Source organism: Streptomyces roseirectus (genome assembly GCF_014489635.1).
In the GTDB taxonomy this organism is placed as follows: Bacteria; Actinomycetota; Actinomycetes; order Streptomycetales; family Streptomycetaceae; genus Streptomyces; species Streptomyces roseirectus.
Map to the genome: position 1 here is coordinate 8,149,909 of NZ_CP060828.1, position 16,127 is coordinate 8,166,035.

The 16,127-nt window shown below is 72.8% G+C and carries 16 protein-coding genes; 6 read left to right on the top strand and 10 right to left on the bottom strand.

Translation table 11 applies throughout. The features are described from left to right. The first annotated feature begins 169 nt into the window (after positions 1-169). Genes IAG44_RS35250 through IAG44_RS35260 form a run of 3 tightly spaced genes read left to right on the top strand, consistent with a single transcriptional unit; the run spans position 170 to position 2,734 of the window. A complete protein-coding gene (locus IAG44_RS35250) occupies positions 170-943 on the top strand; it encodes a GNAT family N-acetyltransferase (RefSeq protein WP_187751122.1) in 774 nt (257 codons plus the stop codon). Next, a complete protein-coding gene (locus IAG44_RS35255) occupies positions 943-1,704 on the top strand; it encodes a lysophospholipid acyltransferase family protein (protein WP_187751123.1) in 762 nt (253 codons plus the stop codon). The genes IAG44_RS35250 and IAG44_RS35255 overlap by 1 nt, the downstream gene beginning before the upstream one ends. 4 nt (positions 1,705-1,708) lie before the next feature. Continuing rightward, a complete protein-coding gene (locus IAG44_RS35260; RefSeq protein ID WP_187751124.1) occupies positions 1,709-2,734 on the top strand; it encodes an NAD-dependent epimerase/dehydratase family protein in 1,026 nt (341 codons plus the stop codon). Here the strand turns inward: IAG44_RS35260 and IAG44_RS35265 are convergent. Continuing rightward, positions 2,676-3,719 carry an LLM class flavin-dependent oxidoreductase gene (locus IAG44_RS35265; RefSeq protein ID WP_187751125.1) on the bottom strand — a complete coding sequence of 348 codons (1,044 nt, stop codon included), beginning with the start codon at positions 3,717-3,719 and terminating at the stop codon, positions 2,676-2,678. The genes IAG44_RS35260 and IAG44_RS35265 overlap by 59 nt on opposite strands. A gap of 331 nt (positions 3,720-4,050) precedes the next feature. Further along, positions 4,051-4,524 carry an Lrp/AsnC family transcriptional regulator gene (locus IAG44_RS35270; RefSeq protein WP_187751126.1) on the bottom strand — a complete coding sequence of 158 codons (474 nt, stop codon included), beginning with the start codon at positions 4,522-4,524 and terminating at the stop codon, positions 4,051-4,053. Positions 4,525-4,606: 82 nt separating this feature from the next. On the opposite strand from IAG44_RS35270, the gene IAG44_RS35275 reads away from it, so the two are divergent. Continuing rightward, a complete protein-coding gene (locus IAG44_RS35275) occupies positions 4,607-5,230 on the top strand; it encodes a LysE family translocator (protein WP_187751127.1) in 624 nt (207 codons plus the stop codon). Positions 5,231-5,297: 67 nt separating this feature from the next. On the opposite strand, the gene IAG44_RS35280 is transcribed toward IAG44_RS35275, so the two are convergent. Further along, positions 5,298-6,455, bottom strand: a complete 1,158-nt coding sequence (locus IAG44_RS35280) for a GTP-binding protein (protein WP_484604070.1) — start codon at positions 6,453-6,455, stop codon at positions 5,298-5,300. 5 nt (positions 6,456-6,460) lie between these two features. After that, positions 6,461-6,631 (bottom strand): 50S ribosomal protein L32, encoded by a 171-nt coding sequence (gene rpmF, locus IAG44_RS35285; protein WP_187751128.1) that lies wholly within the window; start codon positions 6,629-6,631, stop codon positions 6,461-6,463. Between the two features lie 114 nt (positions 6,632-6,745). On the opposite strand from rpmF, the gene IAG44_RS35290 reads away from it, so the two are divergent. Both IAG44_RS35290 and IAG44_RS35295 read left to right on the top strand, forming a co-directional pair. Next, positions 6,746-7,231, top strand: coding sequence for a phosphatase domain-containing protein (locus tag IAG44_RS35290; RefSeq protein ID WP_187751129.1), 486 nt, complete (start codon positions 6,746-6,748; stop codon positions 7,229-7,231). A gap of 104 nt (positions 7,232-7,335) precedes the next feature. Beyond that, positions 7,336-9,477, top strand: coding sequence for an eCIS core domain-containing protein (locus tag IAG44_RS35295; protein ID WP_187751130.1), 2,142 nt, complete (start codon positions 7,336-7,338; stop codon positions 9,475-9,477). 15 nt (positions 9,478-9,492) lie between these two features. Here the strand turns inward: IAG44_RS35295 and IAG44_RS35300 are convergent, their stop codons facing one another. The 6 genes from IAG44_RS35300 to IAG44_RS35325 all read right to left on the bottom strand — a co-directional run bounded on the left by IAG44_RS35300 (position 9,493) and on the right by IAG44_RS35325 (position 16,064). Further along, the gene (locus IAG44_RS35300) at positions 9,493-9,708 is read right to left on the bottom strand and encodes a dodecin (RefSeq protein ID WP_187751131.1); all 216 of its coding nucleotides are present in this window, start codon (positions 9,706-9,708) and stop codon (positions 9,493-9,495) included. A gap of 66 nt (positions 9,709-9,774) precedes the next feature. After that, positions 9,775-10,737, bottom strand: coding sequence for an L-histidine N(alpha)-methyltransferase (gene egtD / locus IAG44_RS35305; RefSeq protein ID WP_187751132.1), 963 nt, complete (start codon positions 10,735-10,737; stop codon positions 9,775-9,777). Then, positions 10,734-11,507, bottom strand: a complete 774-nt coding sequence (gene egtC, locus IAG44_RS35310) for an ergothioneine biosynthesis protein EgtC (protein WP_187751133.1) — start codon at positions 11,505-11,507, stop codon at positions 10,734-10,736. Before egtC ends, egtD begins: the two co-directional genes overlap by 4 nt. Further along, complete coding sequence (gene egtB / locus IAG44_RS35315) at positions 11,507-12,934, bottom strand: ergothioneine biosynthesis protein EgtB (RefSeq protein ID WP_246562277.1); 1,428 nt, start codon at positions 12,932-12,934, stop codon at positions 11,507-11,509. Before egtB ends, egtC begins: the two co-directional genes overlap by 1 nt. Continuing rightward, a complete protein-coding gene (gene egtA / locus IAG44_RS35320) occupies positions 12,931-14,208 on the bottom strand; it encodes an ergothioneine biosynthesis glutamate--cysteine ligase EgtA (RefSeq protein ID WP_187751134.1) in 1,278 nt (425 codons plus the stop codon). The genes egtB and egtA overlap by 4 nt, the downstream gene beginning before the upstream one ends. A 302-nt stretch (positions 14,209-14,510) precedes the next feature. After that, entirely contained in the window at positions 14,511-16,064 is a 1,554-nt protein-coding gene (locus tag IAG44_RS35325; RefSeq protein ID WP_187751135.1) for an NlpC/P60 family protein, read from the bottom strand. Positions 16,065-16,127: the final 63 nt, after the last annotated feature.

Sequence of the window (16,127 nt, forward strand, 5' to 3'; positions counted from 1 at the left end):
GAGTGGTGCTCATCCCCGGTCCCGTCTGGCTTTCCGGCGGCCGGATCCCGCCGTTCGGCAACCGCACATCCCCCCTCCCCAAATTGGTCACGTACACGCCAACCCGCGTCGGGAGAACAGAGGCGGTGGCACCGCTCGCCGCCGTTCGCCCGCGACTCGGGAGAGACCCATGACCGGCGTTTCCATGCTCGACCGTCCCCAGCAGAACGTGGCGCCGGTGCGCTACGCCGTGAGCCTGGCGCGTAGTGAGGAGGAGGTGCGGGCCGCGCAGCGGCTGAGGTACGAGGTGTTCGCGGGGGAGCTGGGCGCCCTGCTGGGGGGAGCGCGGCCGGGGCTCGATGTGGACGCCTTCGACGCCTACTGCGATCACCTGCTCGTGCGGGACACGGAGACCGGGCAGGTCGTCGGGACGTACCGGCTGCTGCCGCCGGAGCGCGCGGCCGTCGCCGGACGGCTGTACTCCGAGGGCGAGTTCGAGCTGACACGGCTCGACGCGATCCGGCCCGACCTGGTCGAGGTCGGCCGCTCCTGCGTCCACCCCGAGCACCGCGACGGCGCCGTCATCTCGCTGATCTGGGCGGGCATCGCCCGGTACATGGTGGACCGGGGCCACGAGTGGCTGGCCGGCTGCTGCTCCGTACCGCTCGCGGACGGCGGGCAGCTCGCCGCCGCGACCTGGGACCGGGTGAGGGCGAAGAACCTCGCGCCGGAGGAGTTCCGGGTGCGGCCCCTGCTGCCGTGGGTGCCGAAGGGCGACGTCGCCACGCCGGAGCGCACCGAACTGCCCGCGCTGCTGCGGGGCTACCTGCGGCTGGGCGCGTGGGTGTGCGGGGAGCCCGCGCACGACCCGGACTTCGGCGTCGCCGACCTGTACGTGCTGCTGTCGATGCGCAAGGTCAACGCCCGCTACCTGCGCCACTTCCTCTCCCTCGTCCCGTCCTGATGAGCGTCTGGCTGCCGAGCGCGCCCTGCACGCCGGGCACGTGCGTCGAGGCGGGGCGCGGCGCGCGCGTGCGGGGCGCGGTGCGGCTGGTCGCGGTGGTGGTGCTGGTGCTCGCCGGCATCGCAGGGTCGCTCGCCGCGCGCCGGCTGCCGGGCGCGCTGGTGCGGGGCTGGGCGCGGAGCGTCGTACGGGCCTCGGGCGTACGGGTGCGGATCACGGGGGCCGCGCCGGGCGAGGGCGGGCTGCTGGTCGTCGCGAACCACATCTCGTGGCTGGACGTACCGCTGCTGGCGGCCGTGCGGCCCGCGCGGATGCTCGCCAAGCGGGAGATCCGGCAGTGGCCGATCGCCGGGCCGCTCGCCGCGCGGACCGCGCTGTTCATCGACCGCGACCGGCTGCGCGCCCTGCCCGCCACGGTCGCCCGCATCGCCGAGGCGCTGCGCGCGGGACAGGCCGTCGCCGTGTTCCCCGAGGGCAGCACCTGGTGCGGGCGCGAGCACGGCAGGTTCCGGCGCGCGGTGTTCCAGGCCGCGCTGGACGCGGGGACGCCCGTGCAGCCGGTGCGGATCCGGTACCGGACGGCCGACGGCGCGCCGAGCACCGCGCCCGCGTTCGTCGGCGACGACGCGCTGCTGACGTCCGTGTGGCGCGTCGTCACCGCGCGCCGGCTGGTCGCCGAGGTCGAGGTGCTGCCGGTCGTGGAGTCCGCCGGATTTCCCGACCGGAAGTCTCTCGCGCGCGCCGCCGAGGTGGGATCATGACGGCGTGAACACGGTCCTCGTCACGGGCGGCAGCGGATTCGTCGCCGCCCATCTGGTACGGGAGTTGCTGGAGCGGGGGTACACGGTGCACGCCACCGTCCGCTCCCGCACGGCCACCGCGAAGGTCGCCCCGCTCACCGCGCTCGGCGCTCAACACCCCGGCAGGCTCCGGCTGTTCGAGGCCGACCTGCTGACGGAGGGCTCCTTCGACGAGGCCGCGTCCGGCTGCGCCGTCGTCTTCCACGTCGCCTCGCCCTTCCTGATGCCGGAGCGGATCAAGGACGGGTACCGGGACGTCGTCGAACCCGCGCTCACCGGAACACGCAATGTTCTCGGGGCGGTTGAGCGCACCCGGAGCGTCGAGAGGCTGGTGTTCACCTCGACCGTCGGCGCGATCTTCGGCGACTACGCCGACGTACTCACTCACATGGGCGGGGAGTTGAGCGAGAAACACGTCAACTCCAGCAGCACCGTGGAGAACAACCCCTACCACTACGCCAAGACCGTGGCCGAGCAGGCCGCTTGGGACGCCTGCCACGCGCAGGACCGGTGGTCCATGGTCGCGGTCAACCCCGGGCTGATCCTCGGCCCCTCCCTCACCCCGGCCTCCGACTCCGGGAGCCTGTTCCTGCTGGACGAACTCTTCAAGGGCTACTTCTGCTACGGCGCACCGGACTTCAGCTTCACCACCGTCGACGTCCGTGACGTCGCCCTCGCGCACATCGCCGCCGCCGAGAACCCCGACGCGCACGGCCGGTACATCCTCGCCGAGCGGGAGATGACGTCGTTCCACGAGATGGCGACGATCGTCCGCCGGCACCACAAGGACTGGCGGCTGCCCCGAACCGCCCTGCCCCACTGGCCCGTTCGGATCCTCGGCCCGGCGTTCGGACTCTCCCAGGACTACATCCGAGGGCACCTCGGGATCCGCTTCACCGTCGACAACCGGCGCAGCATCGAGGAGTTGGGGATCAGCTACCGGCCGGTCGAGGAGACGCTGCTCGACCACTACCGGGCGTGGCGCCGATGATCCCGGCGAGCCTCCGGTAGGAGTCGGACAGTGCCGCCCGGTCGTACGTGCTCGTCGTCACCAGCACCTCCCGCGCGCCCGTCTCCTTCACGATCCGCTCCAGGCCCTCGGCGACCTGCTCCTCGGTGCCGGCGAGGTGACCGGTCAGGGCGTCCTCGTAGAAGCCGCGCTGCTTCTCGGTCATCGGGCGGCGCTCGGCGTCCTCGGCGGGCGGCAGGGGCGGGAACGCGCCGTGCGTACGGGAGTACGCCATCGACCAGGCTTCCGGGACGAGGATCCGGCGGGCCTCCTCGGGGGTGGCGGCGACGGCGACCGTGCCCGAGACGACGACGTACGGCTCGGCGGCCCAGGGCGAGGGGCGGAACGTCGCCCGGTAACGGTCGACGCCGCGCAGCATCTTCTCGGTGCTGCGGAAGTCGCCGATGACCATCGGCAGGCCCGCGCGGGCCGCGATGTCGGCGCCCTCGCCCATGGCCAGCACGAACGGCGGCACCGTCAGGCCCTCCGAGGGGCGGGCGTGGACGCCGGTCGGGGAGGTGCCCGCGAACCAGCCGAGCAGTTCCTCGATCTGGGCGGCGAAGTCGCCGGCGTCGTCCTTGCCGTGCCCGAGCGCGCGGCGCACGCCGTCCGTGAAGCCCACCGAGCGGCCCAGCCCCATGTCGATCCGCCCCGGATACAGCGACTCAAGCACCCCGAACTGCTCGGCGACGACCAGCGGACGGTGGTTGGGCAGCATCACGCCGCCCGTCCCGACCCGGATCGTGCGCGTCGCCCCCGCGACGGCCGCCGCCAGCACGGTCGGCGCGGAACCGGCGACGCCCGGCACGCCGTGGTGCTCCGACACCCAGAACCGGTGGAACCCCAGCGCCTCGGCCTCCCGCGCGAACGCGACCGTGTCCCGCAACGCCTCCGAGGGCGGATGCCCCTCGCGGGTGCGCGAGCGGTCGAGGACGGAGAAACGGGTCTGCGCGAGTGGTGAGGTCACACAGGGTTCAACGCTTTCACGCGCGGGAGATTCCTGCGGCGTCCCCTGCCGGGCGCCGTCACACTCGGGCGGGCGGCGCCGCGACGGACCGGCGGCGAACGGGACGCCGTCGAAACCGATCACCGGGACGACCCCGGGGACCCCGGCACGTCCGGCTCCGTCTGCGGGGCGACGCCGTGTCCGCGCAGAGAACCGGGGCTCGCCGCCCAGGAACAGGATGCGGCGGTGCCCGGCGAGCCGCAGGTACGAGGCCGCCTGGAGACACCCGCTCGCGCGGCGACGTCCCGGATCGTGCCGGGGTGCGGCTTCTCCCTGGTCGCGGGCGCAGACGCTACTGGACGGGCGTGCCGGGGGCCTCGGGGAGCGGGCGGTCGGCGACGACGTGCTTCATCACCAGCGTCGAGGTCAGCCGCTGGATGCCGGGCAGGGTCGCCAGCCGTTCGTCGTAGAGGCGCTGGTAGGACGCCAGGTCGGCGGCCGTGACCCGCAGCAGGTAGTCCGGCTCGCCGAACAGGCGCTGTGCCTGCACGACGTGCGGGACGGCGGCGACGGCCTCCTCGAACGCGGCGACGGTCTCCCGGTCCTCCACCCGCATTGTGACGAAGATCAGCGCCTCGAAGGCCAGCCCGACCGCCGACGGTTCGACGACCGCCCGGTACCCGCGGATCGCCCCCGACTTCTCCAGGTCGCGCAGCCGCCGGTGGCAGGGCGAGACGCTGAGGCGGACCCGCGCGGCGAGTTCGGTGACGGTGAGCCGGCCGTCGAGTTGCAACTCGGTGAGAATCTTCCGGTCGATGGCGTCCATGGGGAAGATTCTCCCCCTGAACGGCCCGCTGCGGGGAAAGAACGGAAACACCTTCGGGCGGATCGTTCCTAACCTTCCCCGCATGGACATATCGACGGTGGCCGCGTTCCTCGCGATCGACCTGCTGCTGGTGCTCACCCCCGGCGCCGACTGGGCCTACGTCATCTCCGCCGGGCTGCGCGAACGCGCCGTCCTGCCCGCCGTCGCGGGTCTGCTCACCGGCTACGTCGGCTACACCCTGCTCGCCGTCGCCGGACTCGTCGTGATCGTCGCGAGTTCCGCGACCCTCCTGACGGCGCTGACGTTCGCCGGGGCCGGCTACTTGATCTGGCTCGGCGTCCTCACCCGCCCCGCCGCCCTCAGCGCGGCCGACGGGGCACCGGCCGACTCCCGCGCCCGCATCCTCCTGCGCGGCGCCGGCATCAGCGGCCTCAACCCCAAGGCCCTCCTCCTGTACTTCTCGCTGTTCCCCCAGTTCATCGACGCCCATACCGGCTGGCCCGTCGCCGCCCAGACCGGCCTCCTCGGCGCCCTCCACACCACCGCCTGCGCAGTCGTCTACCTCACCGTCGGCCTCTTCGCCGGAACGGTCCTGCGCACCCGCCCGACCGCGGCCCGAGTGGTGACCCGCGTCTCCGGGGTGCTGATGGTGACGATCGGCGCGGTCCTGCTGCTGGAACAGGGGCACCTGGCACTCCAGCCGTAGGCCACGATCTCCAGAGGCGCCGGGGGCACGGCCCCTAGCGACCGACGGAGGCCGCACCGCGGCAGCGTCAGGCGGCGTGTTCGTGTTCGCAGGTGTCGTCGATGCCGGTGGTGGACCAGAGGGGGAACGGGTCGTCGGGGGTGGGTTCGCCGGGGGACAGCAGGCAGGTGGTGAGGGCCTGTTGGAGGGCGGGGGAGTGCAACTGGGTGCCGATGAAGACGAGTTCCTGGGCGTAGGGGGCGTCTTCGTCGCGGGCGGCGGAGGGTTCGAAGCGGGCGACCGAGCCCGCCTGGGACCACAGGCCGGTGACGTGGGGGCGGGTGGAGAGGGTGAAGAAGCCCTTGGAGCGGAGGATGCGTCCGTAGGCGCCGCTGTCCAGGTGTTCGGTGACGAACGCCCACAACCGGCCGGGGTGGAAGGGGAGTTCGGAGCGGAACACGGTCGACGAGATGCCGTACTCCTCCGTCTCCGGGACGTGGTCGCCGTTCAACTCCTTGACCCAGCCCGGCGATTGCTGGGCGCGCTCCAGGTCGAAGCGGCGCGTGTCCAGGACCTCGCGCAGGTCGACCTCGCTGTGGGTCGCCGTGACGACCCGGGCGTCCGGGTTCAGCCGGGTCAGGGTCGCGCGCAGGCGGGCCGCGGTGGGGGCGTCCACCAGGTCGAGTTTGTTGAGGACGATGACGTCCGCGAACTCGACCTGGTCGATGAGGAGGTCGCTGACCGTGCGCTCGTCGTCCTCGAACGGGGCCAGGCCGCGCTCGGCGAGTTCGTCGCCGTCGGCCAGGTCGGTGAGGAAGTTCGCCGCGTCGACGACCGTGACCATCGTGTCGAGGCGGGCCACGTCGCCCAGGGTGGCGCCGTCGTCGCGGGCGAACGCGAAGGTCGCGGCGACCGGAAGCGGCTCCGAGATGCCGCTCGACTCGATGATCAGGTGGTCGAAGCGGCCCTCGCGGGCGAGGCGGTCCACCTCGTCGAGGAGGTCGTCGCGCAGGGTGCAGCAGATGCAGCCGTTCGTCATCTCGACCAGCCGCTCCTCCGTCCGCGAGAGGGCCGCGTCGCCGCCCCTGACCAGGGCCGCGTCGATGTTGACCTCGCTCATGTCGTTCACGATCACCGCGACCTTCAGGCCCTCGCGGTTGTTCAGGACGTGGTTGAGGAGCGTCGTCTTCCCCGCGCCCAGGAAGCCCGAGAGGACCGTCACCGGGAGGCGGTCGTGCGGTGTCACGTGGGTCAGCCTTCCGGGCGCAGCAGGCCGCGTTCGTACGCCTTCACCAGGTTCTGCGGGACGAGGTGCTGGACGCCGTCGACCGTGACCGGGACCAGGGACGGGACGCTCGCCTTCCACTGGGCGCGGCGGTGGCGGGTGTTGCTGCGGGACATCTTGCGCTTGGGGACGGCCATGGAGGGCTCCTCGGGGTGGGAGGGGTGTGTGTCGAGGAGGCTATATGAAAACGGTTCCCATAAGCAATTGGGGGGTGAGGGTCGGTTGTCAGTGGGGCGTCCTACTGTGGACGTGTGACCGAACGCCGCCCCCTCGCCGTCTTCGACCTCGACAACACCCTCGCCGACACGGCCCACCGCCAGCGCTTCCTGCAAGGCGCCCGGCGGGACTGGGCCGGGTTCTTCGCCGCCGCCCCGCAGGACCCGCCGATCCCCGACGGGGTCGCGCTGGCCGTGTCGAGCGCCGAGGAGTGCGAGGTCGTCTACCTCACCGGGCGGCCCGAGCGCTGCCGCCGGGACACCCTGGAGTGGCTGGCCCGGCACGGCCTGCCCGAGGGACGGGTGTTCATGCGGCGCAACGACGACCGCAGACCGGCCCGGCAGACCAAGCTGGAGGTACTGCGCCGGCTCGGCCGGGGACGGGAGGTGCGGATGGTGGTCGACGACGACGAACTCGTGTGCGCGGACGCGGAACGGGCCGGGTTCCCCGTGACGCTCGCGCGGTGGACGGCGCCGTCGGAGGCGCTGCGGCAGGCTCAGGAGGGAGAGGGCAGGACCTGACCCCGGGAGGGCGGGACGACCGTTCGGGCAGCCAGGTCTGCCCCCGGCGCCCTTCTCACGGCGGTGATCCTGCGGGACAGTCGACGAGGCGAGAGGGGATCTTCATGCGGCACACCACAGCGTCCCGGCGCGGCACCGACCGCGAACAGGCCGAGCCGCACACCCCCGTTCGCGGCCCCCGGTTCCCGGCGGGCTCACCGGGCGCCCTGCAACGGACGATCGGGAACGCGGCCGTCGCCCGGATGATCGCCCGGGAACGCGGCCGTGACCGCGAGGCGCCCGCGCCCGGGGGCCGGGAGGCCACAGGCGGCGACGCCACACGCGGCGAGGTCGCCGGCGAGGCCGCCGTCCGGGAAGCCGCGCGGGCCGCCGGGCGCGGTGGACGCCGGCTGCCGGGCGGGGTGCGGACGACCATGGAGAACGCGTTCGGCACCAGCCTCGACCACGTCCGGGTCTCCGTCGACGAGCGGGCCGCCGCGAGCATCGACGCCAAGGCGTACACCGTCGGCCACACCATCGTCGTCCAGAACGCGAGCGTCCTGCGCGACACCGAGACGATGGCCCACGAGATCCACCACACCACCCAGCACGACGCGCCCGCCGGACTCAGCGACCCCGACGGCCGCTGGGAGCGCGAGGCGGCGGACGCGGGGGCGAGGGTCGCGCGCGGACAGAGCGTGCAGTGCGCCGCAGACAGCGGTGCGGGGCACGAGGGGGACGCGGTCCAGCGGCGGGTGGGGTTCGAGTTCGAGTCGCAGTGGCGGGTGCGGGACCACAACGACCTGACGGAGGAGGACGAGCAGAACTACCACGACGAGGTCGCGGAGCAGAAGGCCCTCGGCGGCGCACAGATCCTGGTGATGCTGACAGCCCCTCGGTCGGCACACGCCTCCCGACTGCTCGACGAGGCTGAACAGGCCACGCCCGCGCAGGACTTGAGGGACAGCTGGCTCGCCCCGCTGGCCGGGGGCAATCGCGGCGAGTATCAGCTCACCGACGAGGGCGCGGCCCGGATCGACCGGCTGCGGCAGGAGTCCCCCGAAGAGTACGAGAAGCTCCTGCCCGAAGCCCAGCATGCGCTGCGCACCAAGAAGGTGATCCGGGAGCCCCCTGTTCGCGGCCGCGACATCCCCAAGGCGGACAGCGTCGGCGGCGGCAGGAACTACCAGCTCACCTCGGACGTCAGCCCGACGGGAGGCTCGGGCCTGGAATGGGTGACCGATCCGCTGAACACCCGGGACGAGGCCGTGGAAGTGATGGACACGATCACCGCGGTCTCGGCCGCTCTGGACAGCCGGCAGGGCGAGGAATCCTTCCCGCTCGACGACGTCGTGGTCGAGGGCTTCACGGCGAACCCCGGCATCATGGTGTTCCCGATGGGCGGCGCCCTCGACTACACACCGCAGATGACCGGCGGTTTCAAACTGGGCGAACTGCCCCGGCTGGTGGAGTACCTCAACGCCCCGGCCAAGGCTCCCGGCCTTCTCGGACGCGCCGCTCACGACCGGCGCAAGGAGGCCCAGCAGGACCTGCACAGGGAGGGCATCGGCAAGGTCGACGGCATCCGCCGGACAGCCCGGGAACTGGCCGATGCCCTCCCCGAGGAGGCCACGGGCGGACAACCCACGGACGGGCTGGTGGGGCTGATCACCCTGATCGGCAGCTATCTCGACTACGGCACCCGCCTGGAAGGCAGTGGGAACTCGAAGTCGATCGCGGGCGGCCTGATGTCCCGGACCTCCTTCGCCCACAACTTCACACTGCTGCCCCACCCGCTGCGGGTGTACTTCCGCACGAAACCGGCCGAGTTCGTCACGTTCGCCCTCCAGGCGGCCGGGCTTCCGGTGGACGGAACCGATCCGCTCTACAACACCGCTGTCGAGCACGGGGACGCCGGCCGTCGTGAGCGCAGGCAGATCCCGCTGACCCGCGCCGAGTGGCTGAAGGGCATACCGGTCGGCCAGGATCTGCTGCGCAACTACAAGCACCTCACCGAGGCGGAGAAGATCCAGGTCGGCGACCGCAAGGACGACTGGGACCACATCCACAGCTCCCTGGGCGCGCTGGGCTCGGTGGACGACAAGGTCGGCAAGCCGGGCAGCGAGGAGGTCGCCCTGGTCGCCGAGTTGCGCCGGATACCGGGGGGCGCGCGTACGGCCGACCTCAAGCCGCTGGCCCTCGCCGCCTTCGACCTCGTCCAGCGCCTCAACGAAGGCAAGTCCCTGGACTACAAGAAGAAGAGGTGACCCGTCCGGCGGGGTTCAGCTCTCCTCCTCCAGCCGGAACCCCACCTTCAGTCCCACCTGCCAGTGCGCCACCTCCCCGTTCTCGATCTGGCCGCGTACCTGGGTCACCTCGAACCAGTCGAGGTTGCGCAGGGTCTGGGCGGCTCGGGCGATGCCGTTGCGGACGGCCTGGTCCACGCTCTCGGGGGAGGTGCCGACGATCTCGGTGACCCGGTATGTGTGGTTCGACATACGTCCACCGTGCCTCACGCCGGGCGGCGGCGCGAGGCGTGGCTCCCAGGTCCCAGTGGGCAGGTCTCAGCGGGCGGTGGAGAGGGAGAGGGCGAAGCGGCCGGCGGTGTCGGTCCACCAGTGCGTGAGGTCGAGCCCCGCGGCGGCCAGCTCGGCCGTGATGCCCGCCTCGCGGAACTTCGCGGAGACCTCCGTCCGCATCTCCTCGCCCGGCGCGAAGTCGACCGCGAGATCGAGGGCCGGCACCTTGACCGTCTGCGCGGTGCGCGAACGCAGCCGCATCTCGATCCACTCGTGGTCCCGGTCCCAGAGGGCGACATGGTCGAACGAGCCCGGGTGGAAGTCGGCACCGAGTTCACGGTTGACGACGTCCAGGACGTTCTTGTTGAACGCGGCGGTGACCCCGGCGGAGTCGTCGTACGCGCGGACCAGCGTGGCCTCGTCCTTGACCAGGTCCGTACCGAGGAGAAACGTATCGCCGGGGGAGAGGAGCGCGCGGACGGCGGCGAGGAAGGCGGTGCGTTCGGCGGGGACGAGGTTGCCGATCGTGCCGCCGAGGAACGCGAGGAGACGCGGCCCCGGGGTGGCCGGGAGGTCGAGGGCGGCGGTGAAGTCGGCGATCAGGGCGTGGATGGTCAGCTCCGGATGCTCCGCGAGGAGGCCCGCGCCGGCCTGGGTGAGGGCGCTCTCGCTGACGTCCACGGGGACGTACGTGTCGAGGTCCCGGAGTGCCGCGAGGAGGTGGCGGGTCTTGTCCGAGGAGCCCGAGCCCAGCTCGACCAGGGTGCGCGCGCCGGACGCGGCGGCGATCTCCGGCGCACGGGTGAGCAGGATCTCGCGCTCGGCCCTGGTCGGGTAGTACTCGGGCAACTCCGTGATCCGGTCGAAGAGTTCACTGCCCCGCGCGTCGTAGAACCACTTCGGCGGCAGCCACTTGGGGTGCGCGGTCAGACCGCGCAGGACGTCCGCGCGCAGCGCCGCGTCGGTGGCGCCCTCGGGCAGGGTGCGGGTGAGGAGGAACGGGCTCACGGACGGGGCTCCTTCGGTGCGGTGACATCCTTCAGCGGGGTGAGAAGGACCTCCGTGCGGGTCGCGGTGAGGAGGGTGGCGTCGGGGACCTCGCGCCAGGCGGGGTCGTCGTCGTAGGGCTCGGAGGCGACGACCGCGTGGCGGCCGGGGTCGAGCAGGTACCAGAGGCTGTCGCCCCAGACGGTCGCGGCGATCGAACTCCCGTCCGTGGCGAGGAGGTTGAGCCGGGAGCCGGGGGCCGCCGCGGCGACCTCGGCGAGCGCGCCGGCCAGCGCGTCCCCCAACGGGCGTCTGTTCTTCAGGCGTTGGAGCACCAGGGCCCACACGAACGCCGAGTCCGTGCGCGCCTCCAGTGACAGCAGGTCGGCCGGTGGGAGGGTCGCCGCGATGCCGGACACGCTCCGCGGCCAGCTCTTGACGGCCCCGTTGTGGCTGAACAGCCAGGTGCCGGAGGCGAACGGCGCCGCCGCGGCCTCGCCGTCCGCGCTCGGCAGGGTCGCGTCGCGGACGGCGGCCAGCAGGGCGCGGGTGCGCACGACACGGGCGAGGTCGGTGAAGGAGAGGTCGGCCCAGATCGGCCCCGCGCGCCGGTAGCGGGCCGGTACGGGATCGCCGTCCGCGTACCAACCCACCCCGAAACCATCGGCGTTGACCGTCCCCGAGCGCTGGTGCGCCGGCTCCCAGGACTGGTGGAACAGGCTGTGCGGCGGGTCCTTCAGGAGCCGGCCGAGCGGCAACGGGTCGCCCACATAGGCGAGGTGACGGCACATCAGACGGCCTCCGAGCGGGCCGTGCGGAACCCGGAGAAGATCTGCCGGCGGATCGGGTAGTCCCAGTTGCGGAACGTGCCCCGGCAGGCCACCGGGTCCACCGCGAACGAACCGCCGCGCAGCACTTTGTGCTCGGGGCCGTAGAACACCTCCGAGTACTCCTTGTACGGGAACGCCTGGAACCCCGGGTAGGGGAGGAAGTCGCTCGCCGTCCACTCCCACACGTCGCCGATCAACTGCCGTACGCCATGCGGTGATTCGCCCGCCGGGTAGCTGCCGGCCGGGGCCGGGCGCAGATGGCGCTGGCCCAGGTTGGCGTGCTGGGGCCCCGGGTCGGCGTCGCCCCACGGGTAGCGGCGGGAGGTGCCTGTCGCCGGGTCGTGGCGGGCGGCCTTCTCCCACTCCGCCTCCGTCGGCAGCCGGCGTCCGGCCCAGCGGGCGTAGGCGTCGGCCTCGTACCAGCAGACGTGGACGACGGGCTCGTCCGGCGGGACCAGCTCCGTCACCCCGAACCGGCGGCGCAGCCACTGGCCGCCGTCGCCGTGCCAGAACTGCGGTGAGCGGATGCCGTGTCGGCGGATGTGTGCCCAGCCGGCGGGGTGCCACCAGCGGGGGTCGTCGTAGCCGCCGTCGTCCATGAAGCGCAGGTAGGCGCCGTTGGTGACCGGGGTGGTGTCGATGTGGAAGCCGGGCACCTCGCGGCGGTGCGCGGGGCGTTCGTTGTCCAGGGCCCAGGGTTCGGTGTCCGTGCCCATGGTGAACTCGCCGCCGGGGACGAGGACTTCGGGCGGGCCGGTGAACAGGGCGGCCGGCTCGGGGTCGGGGGCGGTCAGGACCTGGGGGCCCTTGCGGAGCTGATGGGTGATCAGCATCGTCTCGTCGTGCTGCTGTTCGTGCTGCGCGATCATGCCGAACGCGAAGCCGGCCTCGGTCAGGCGGGTGCCGTGGAAGTCGGCCTTCTCCAGCAGGTCCATCACCCGGCCGCGCACCTCGGCCGCGTACGCGCGGGCCTCGGCGGGCGGCAGCAGGGGCAGCGTCGGGCGCTCGGAGCGGGGGTGCTCGAACGCGTCGTACAGGCTGTCGATCTCCGGGCGCATCGGGTCGCCGCCGCCGACCGTGCGCAGCAGCCACAGCTCCTCCTGGTTGCCGATGTGGGCGAGGTCCCAGACCAGGGGCGACATCAGGGGGGAGTGCTGGGCGGTGAGGTCGGGGTCCTCCACGCAGGAGGTGAGGAGGGTGGTGCGGTCGCGGGCCGTGGTGAGGGTGGCGAGGGCCCGCGCGCGGAGGGATTCCGGGTCGGTGGGCGGGAGTTGGACGGGCGCGTCGCGGGGTGCGCCCTCGGTGTGCGCGCCGCGCTGTGCCCCCTCGGTGTGCGCGGCGCGCGGTGCCCCTTCGGCGTCGGTGGCGGATTCGGGTGTGGCCGTCATCGGGGAATCTCCTCGCCGTACAGGCTGTCGAGCAGGTCGTCGGCCGGGCAGCGGCCGGGGCGGATGTAGCGGTCGTGGTAGGCGGAGACCGCGTCGAGCACGGCGGGGGCCGCGCCGAGGCGGGGGAGGGCGTCGAGGGCGAGGGCGAAGCAGGTGAGGGCGGCGTCGTGGAGTTCGGGGTCGGCCAGGCCCTCGCGGGCCGCCGTCAGCCACAGGGGGTTGTGCGGGGCGGGGCTGTGGGCGCGTTCCGCGAGCGGCTTCACCGCGCGGTAGGCGCGCTCGGCGGCCTCGGGGTCGTCGAACAGGGCCGTCGTCACCGCGAGCGGGACGATCCAGCCGTCCTCGCCGGGCTGCGCGTCGATCATCCGCAGCTCCAGGTGGCCGCGCGGGCGGACCGGCGGGAACAGGGTCGAGATGTGGTAGTCGAGGTCGGCGCGGGTCGGGGCGCCGGTGCGCAGCCACTCCCGGAAGGTCAGGCTCTCCGGCACGTCCCAGGGGCCGCTGTCGCGGCGTACGCACATCACCGGGGCGTCCAGGACGAGGCGCGACCACGCGTCGCGCGGGGCGCGGGCGAGGTCGGGGCCGCCCGCGCGGTCCGGGCCGATCTGCGTCCACAGCAGTTGCCGGGTGGAGCGCCAGCCGGTGGGCTCCGCGCCGAGCAGCGGGGAGTTCGCGAACGCCGCGACGAGGACGGCGCCCAGGTGGTGCGCGAGCCACCAGCGCCGGCCGAGCCCGAGGGGGCCCGGTTCCTCGTACCCCGCGTCCAGGCAGACCTGCACGGACGCGGACGCGCACATCATCGCCCGTCCCGCCGGGCCGGTGCGGTCGAGGTAGGTCTCCATCGCGTTGTAGCGGGGTTCGCGCAGGTAGCGGCGGGGGGTGTGCCACGGTTCGGTGCCGATGCCGCTGAGGGCGAGGCCCTGGGGCGCGAGCGCCGCGCGGACGGTGGCGAGGTCGGCCGAGACCGAGTCCACGCACTGGGTGAGGGACCTCGCGGGCCGGGAGCTGAGCTCCAGCTGGCCGCCGGGTTCCACCGTCAGGGCCGAGTCGAGCGGGACGTTCCGCAGTGCTTCGTACGCCGTCCGCAGGCGGCCTGGGGGGATCGCGCCGCGCGGGTCGGCCAGGTCGTGGATCAGCCACTCGACCTCCACGCCGACGGTCCGGGGCGGGCCGGTCTTGAAGCAGATGCCCCGGACCAGGGCGTCCACCTCGGCCTCCGTCATGGCCGTGCGGCCGTCCGTACAGTCGCCGTCGTCACTCACAGAGTCGGACATTCGGGACCCTCCTGAGGTTCCACCATGCCACCGGTCCGGCTCGGACGGGTGTCCGGGCCGGGATCACTCGTCCCACCCAAAACCCTGGACGCGGATCCCACAAGGGGGCGAAACCGGATGCACCGGCACTCGATGTCGTGGTCATCGGGTGTTCCGGCGGCGTTCTTCCCGCGTCGGCGGGACGGGAAATTGCGTTGCGGGCGCGCTCCCCCGGCACGGACGATGACTGCATGAGCACGACAGGCGGCGTCGCGGTCATGGCGTCCACGGGGGTGATGCCATGACCGCGACGCCGCGCCCGCTCAGAACCAGGTGGTGCAGACCACGTCGGGCTGCCCGGCCACGCTGCCGCAGGCCCGCATGACCACGCCCGAGTCGCGCCACTGGACGGTGTGGACGTCCTGGCCGTCGGTGATGGTGGTGTGGCCCAGTTGCGACTCCCAGTGCGCGCCGCCGTCCGCACTGCGGTCCACCCAGATGTGGTCGCCGACGCCGCCCCGGCTGATCCGGCCCCAGCCGCACTCGGTGGAGTCGCTGTAGCGCAGCTCGATCAGCCGGCCCTGGATCTCCACCGACCGGCCCGCCGGGGTCCGCGCGTCCGACCCGGTCGGATCGGTGCCGTCCGTGCAGGTGGTCGCCGGAGCCGGGGTACCGCTCGCGGAACCGCACTCGGGCACCGGCAGCACGGCCGGCCCCTGGAGGTAGATGTTGCTCACCCAGCCCTGGTAGTCCGGCAGGTAGGACCAGACGTCGTTGACGTACCCCTCGGCCTGGACGACCCCGCCGTGGGCCTGGCAGGAGATCCGCACCGAGCGGGGCGTCGCGATGGTCGCCACCGGGCTCCCGTCGAGAGAGGCGCCGGCGCGGACGTTGACGTCCGAGGCCCAGACGCTGAAGTCGCCGCCGGACGGGGTGCCCGACACGCCGCTGAGGTCACGGCCGGTTCCGCACTCGGGGACGTCCGGCAGCACGGCCGGCCCTTGGAGGTAGATGTTGGTGATCCACCCCCGGTACTCGGGCAGGTAGGACCACCAGTCGTTGGTGGTGCCCTCGGCGGTGATGCTGTCCCCGCGCTGCTGGCAGTTCACCTTGACCTGCGTCGGGCCGTCCAGCACCGCGACCACCCGGGCGCCGTGCACCGGCTGCTCGCCGAGCCGGATCCAGGTGCCCCAGGTGCTGTGCACGGGCCCCGACGCGCTCGGGTCCGGGCCCGGCTGCCCGACGGTGTCCGGGTTGATCCGGATCGCCATGACGAACTTGTCCGCGTTCAGCACCCGGGCGTGCAGCGGCGTGCCCGACTGGGCGGCCTCGGCGATCCGGTCGCCGCCCAGGGAGATGGCGACGTGCTCGATGGAGTCGCCGTACCAGTGCTTGTCGCCGAAGAACACGATGTCCCCCGGTTCGAGCCCGCCGGGGCCGTAGATCACGGTGTTGTGGGCCGTGGGCGAGGTCAGCACCTTGACCTCGTTGCCGGTGGCGCCGCTGCCGACGATGTCGTAGCCCACGGCCTGCGACCAGGCGTACCGGACGAAGCCGGAGCAGTCGAAGCCCAGCACGGTGTCGTCGTGCCGGGACGCCTCGTCCTGGCCGTCGAAGTACCCGTACGTCTTGCCCGGCCGCGCGCCGTGGCCGCCGCCCCAGGTGTACATCGTGCCGGCGGCGACCTCCGCGCAGGCCGCCTTGACCGCGAGGTCGGCCAGCCGGTTCGGGGCCGTCGCGTACAACTGGCACGGCACGTCGGCGGCCCGCGCCGGGGACGCCGTCACGCCCACCGTGAAGCCGGTGCACAGCAGCAGGCCCAGCAGGAGAACCAGCCCGTGCCGGGTTCTTCGCACGACGTCGCTCACGAAACCCATCGCCCCTCCGTTTTTCCTCGCATGATCACGACGGGCGCGAGCCTAGGTGCGCGTCCGTCGTGA

What these genes read in the sequence shown, in the direction of transcription:
- IAG44_RS35250 (WP_187751122.1), top strand. Translation starts at nt 170, where the DNA reads ATGACCGGCGTTTCCATGCTCGACCGTCCCCAGCAGAACGTGGCGCCG.
- IAG44_RS35325 (WP_187751135.1), bottom strand. Translation starts at nt 16,064, where the DNA reads ATGGGTTTCGTGAGCGACGTCGTGCGAAGAACCCGGCACGGGCTGGTT.
- IAG44_RS35300 (WP_187751131.1), bottom strand. Translation starts at nt 9,708, where the DNA reads ATGTCGAACCACACATACCGGGTCACCGAGATCGTCGGCACCTCCCCC.
- egtC (WP_187751133.1), bottom strand. Translation starts at nt 11,507, where the DNA reads ATGTGCCGTCACCTCGCCTATGTGGGCGACCCGTTGCCGCTCGGCCGG.
- rpmF (WP_187751128.1), bottom strand. Translation starts at nt 6,631, where the DNA reads ATGGCCGTCCCCAAGCGCAAGATGTCCCGCAGCAACACCCGCCACCGC.
- IAG44_RS35275 (WP_187751127.1), top strand. Translation starts at nt 4,607, where the DNA reads ATGGACATATCGACGGTGGCCGCGTTCCTCGCGATCGACCTGCTGCTG.
- IAG44_RS35270 (WP_187751126.1), bottom strand. Translation starts at nt 4,524, where the DNA reads ATGGACGCCATCGACCGGAAGATTCTCACCGAGTTGCAACTCGACGGC.
- egtA (WP_187751134.1), bottom strand. Translation starts at nt 14,208, where the DNA reads ATGTCCGACTCTGTGAGTGACGACGGCGACTGTACGGACGGCCGCACG.
- egtB (WP_246562277.1), bottom strand. Translation starts at nt 12,934, where the DNA reads ATGACGGCCACACCCGAATCCGCCACCGACGCCGAAGGGGCACCGCGC.
- IAG44_RS35255 (WP_187751123.1), top strand. Translation starts at nt 943, where the DNA reads ATGAGCGTCTGGCTGCCGAGCGCGCCCTGCACGCCGGGCACGTGCGTC.
- IAG44_RS35295 (WP_187751130.1), top strand. Translation starts at nt 7,336, where the DNA reads ATGCGGCACACCACAGCGTCCCGGCGCGGCACCGACCGCGAACAGGCC.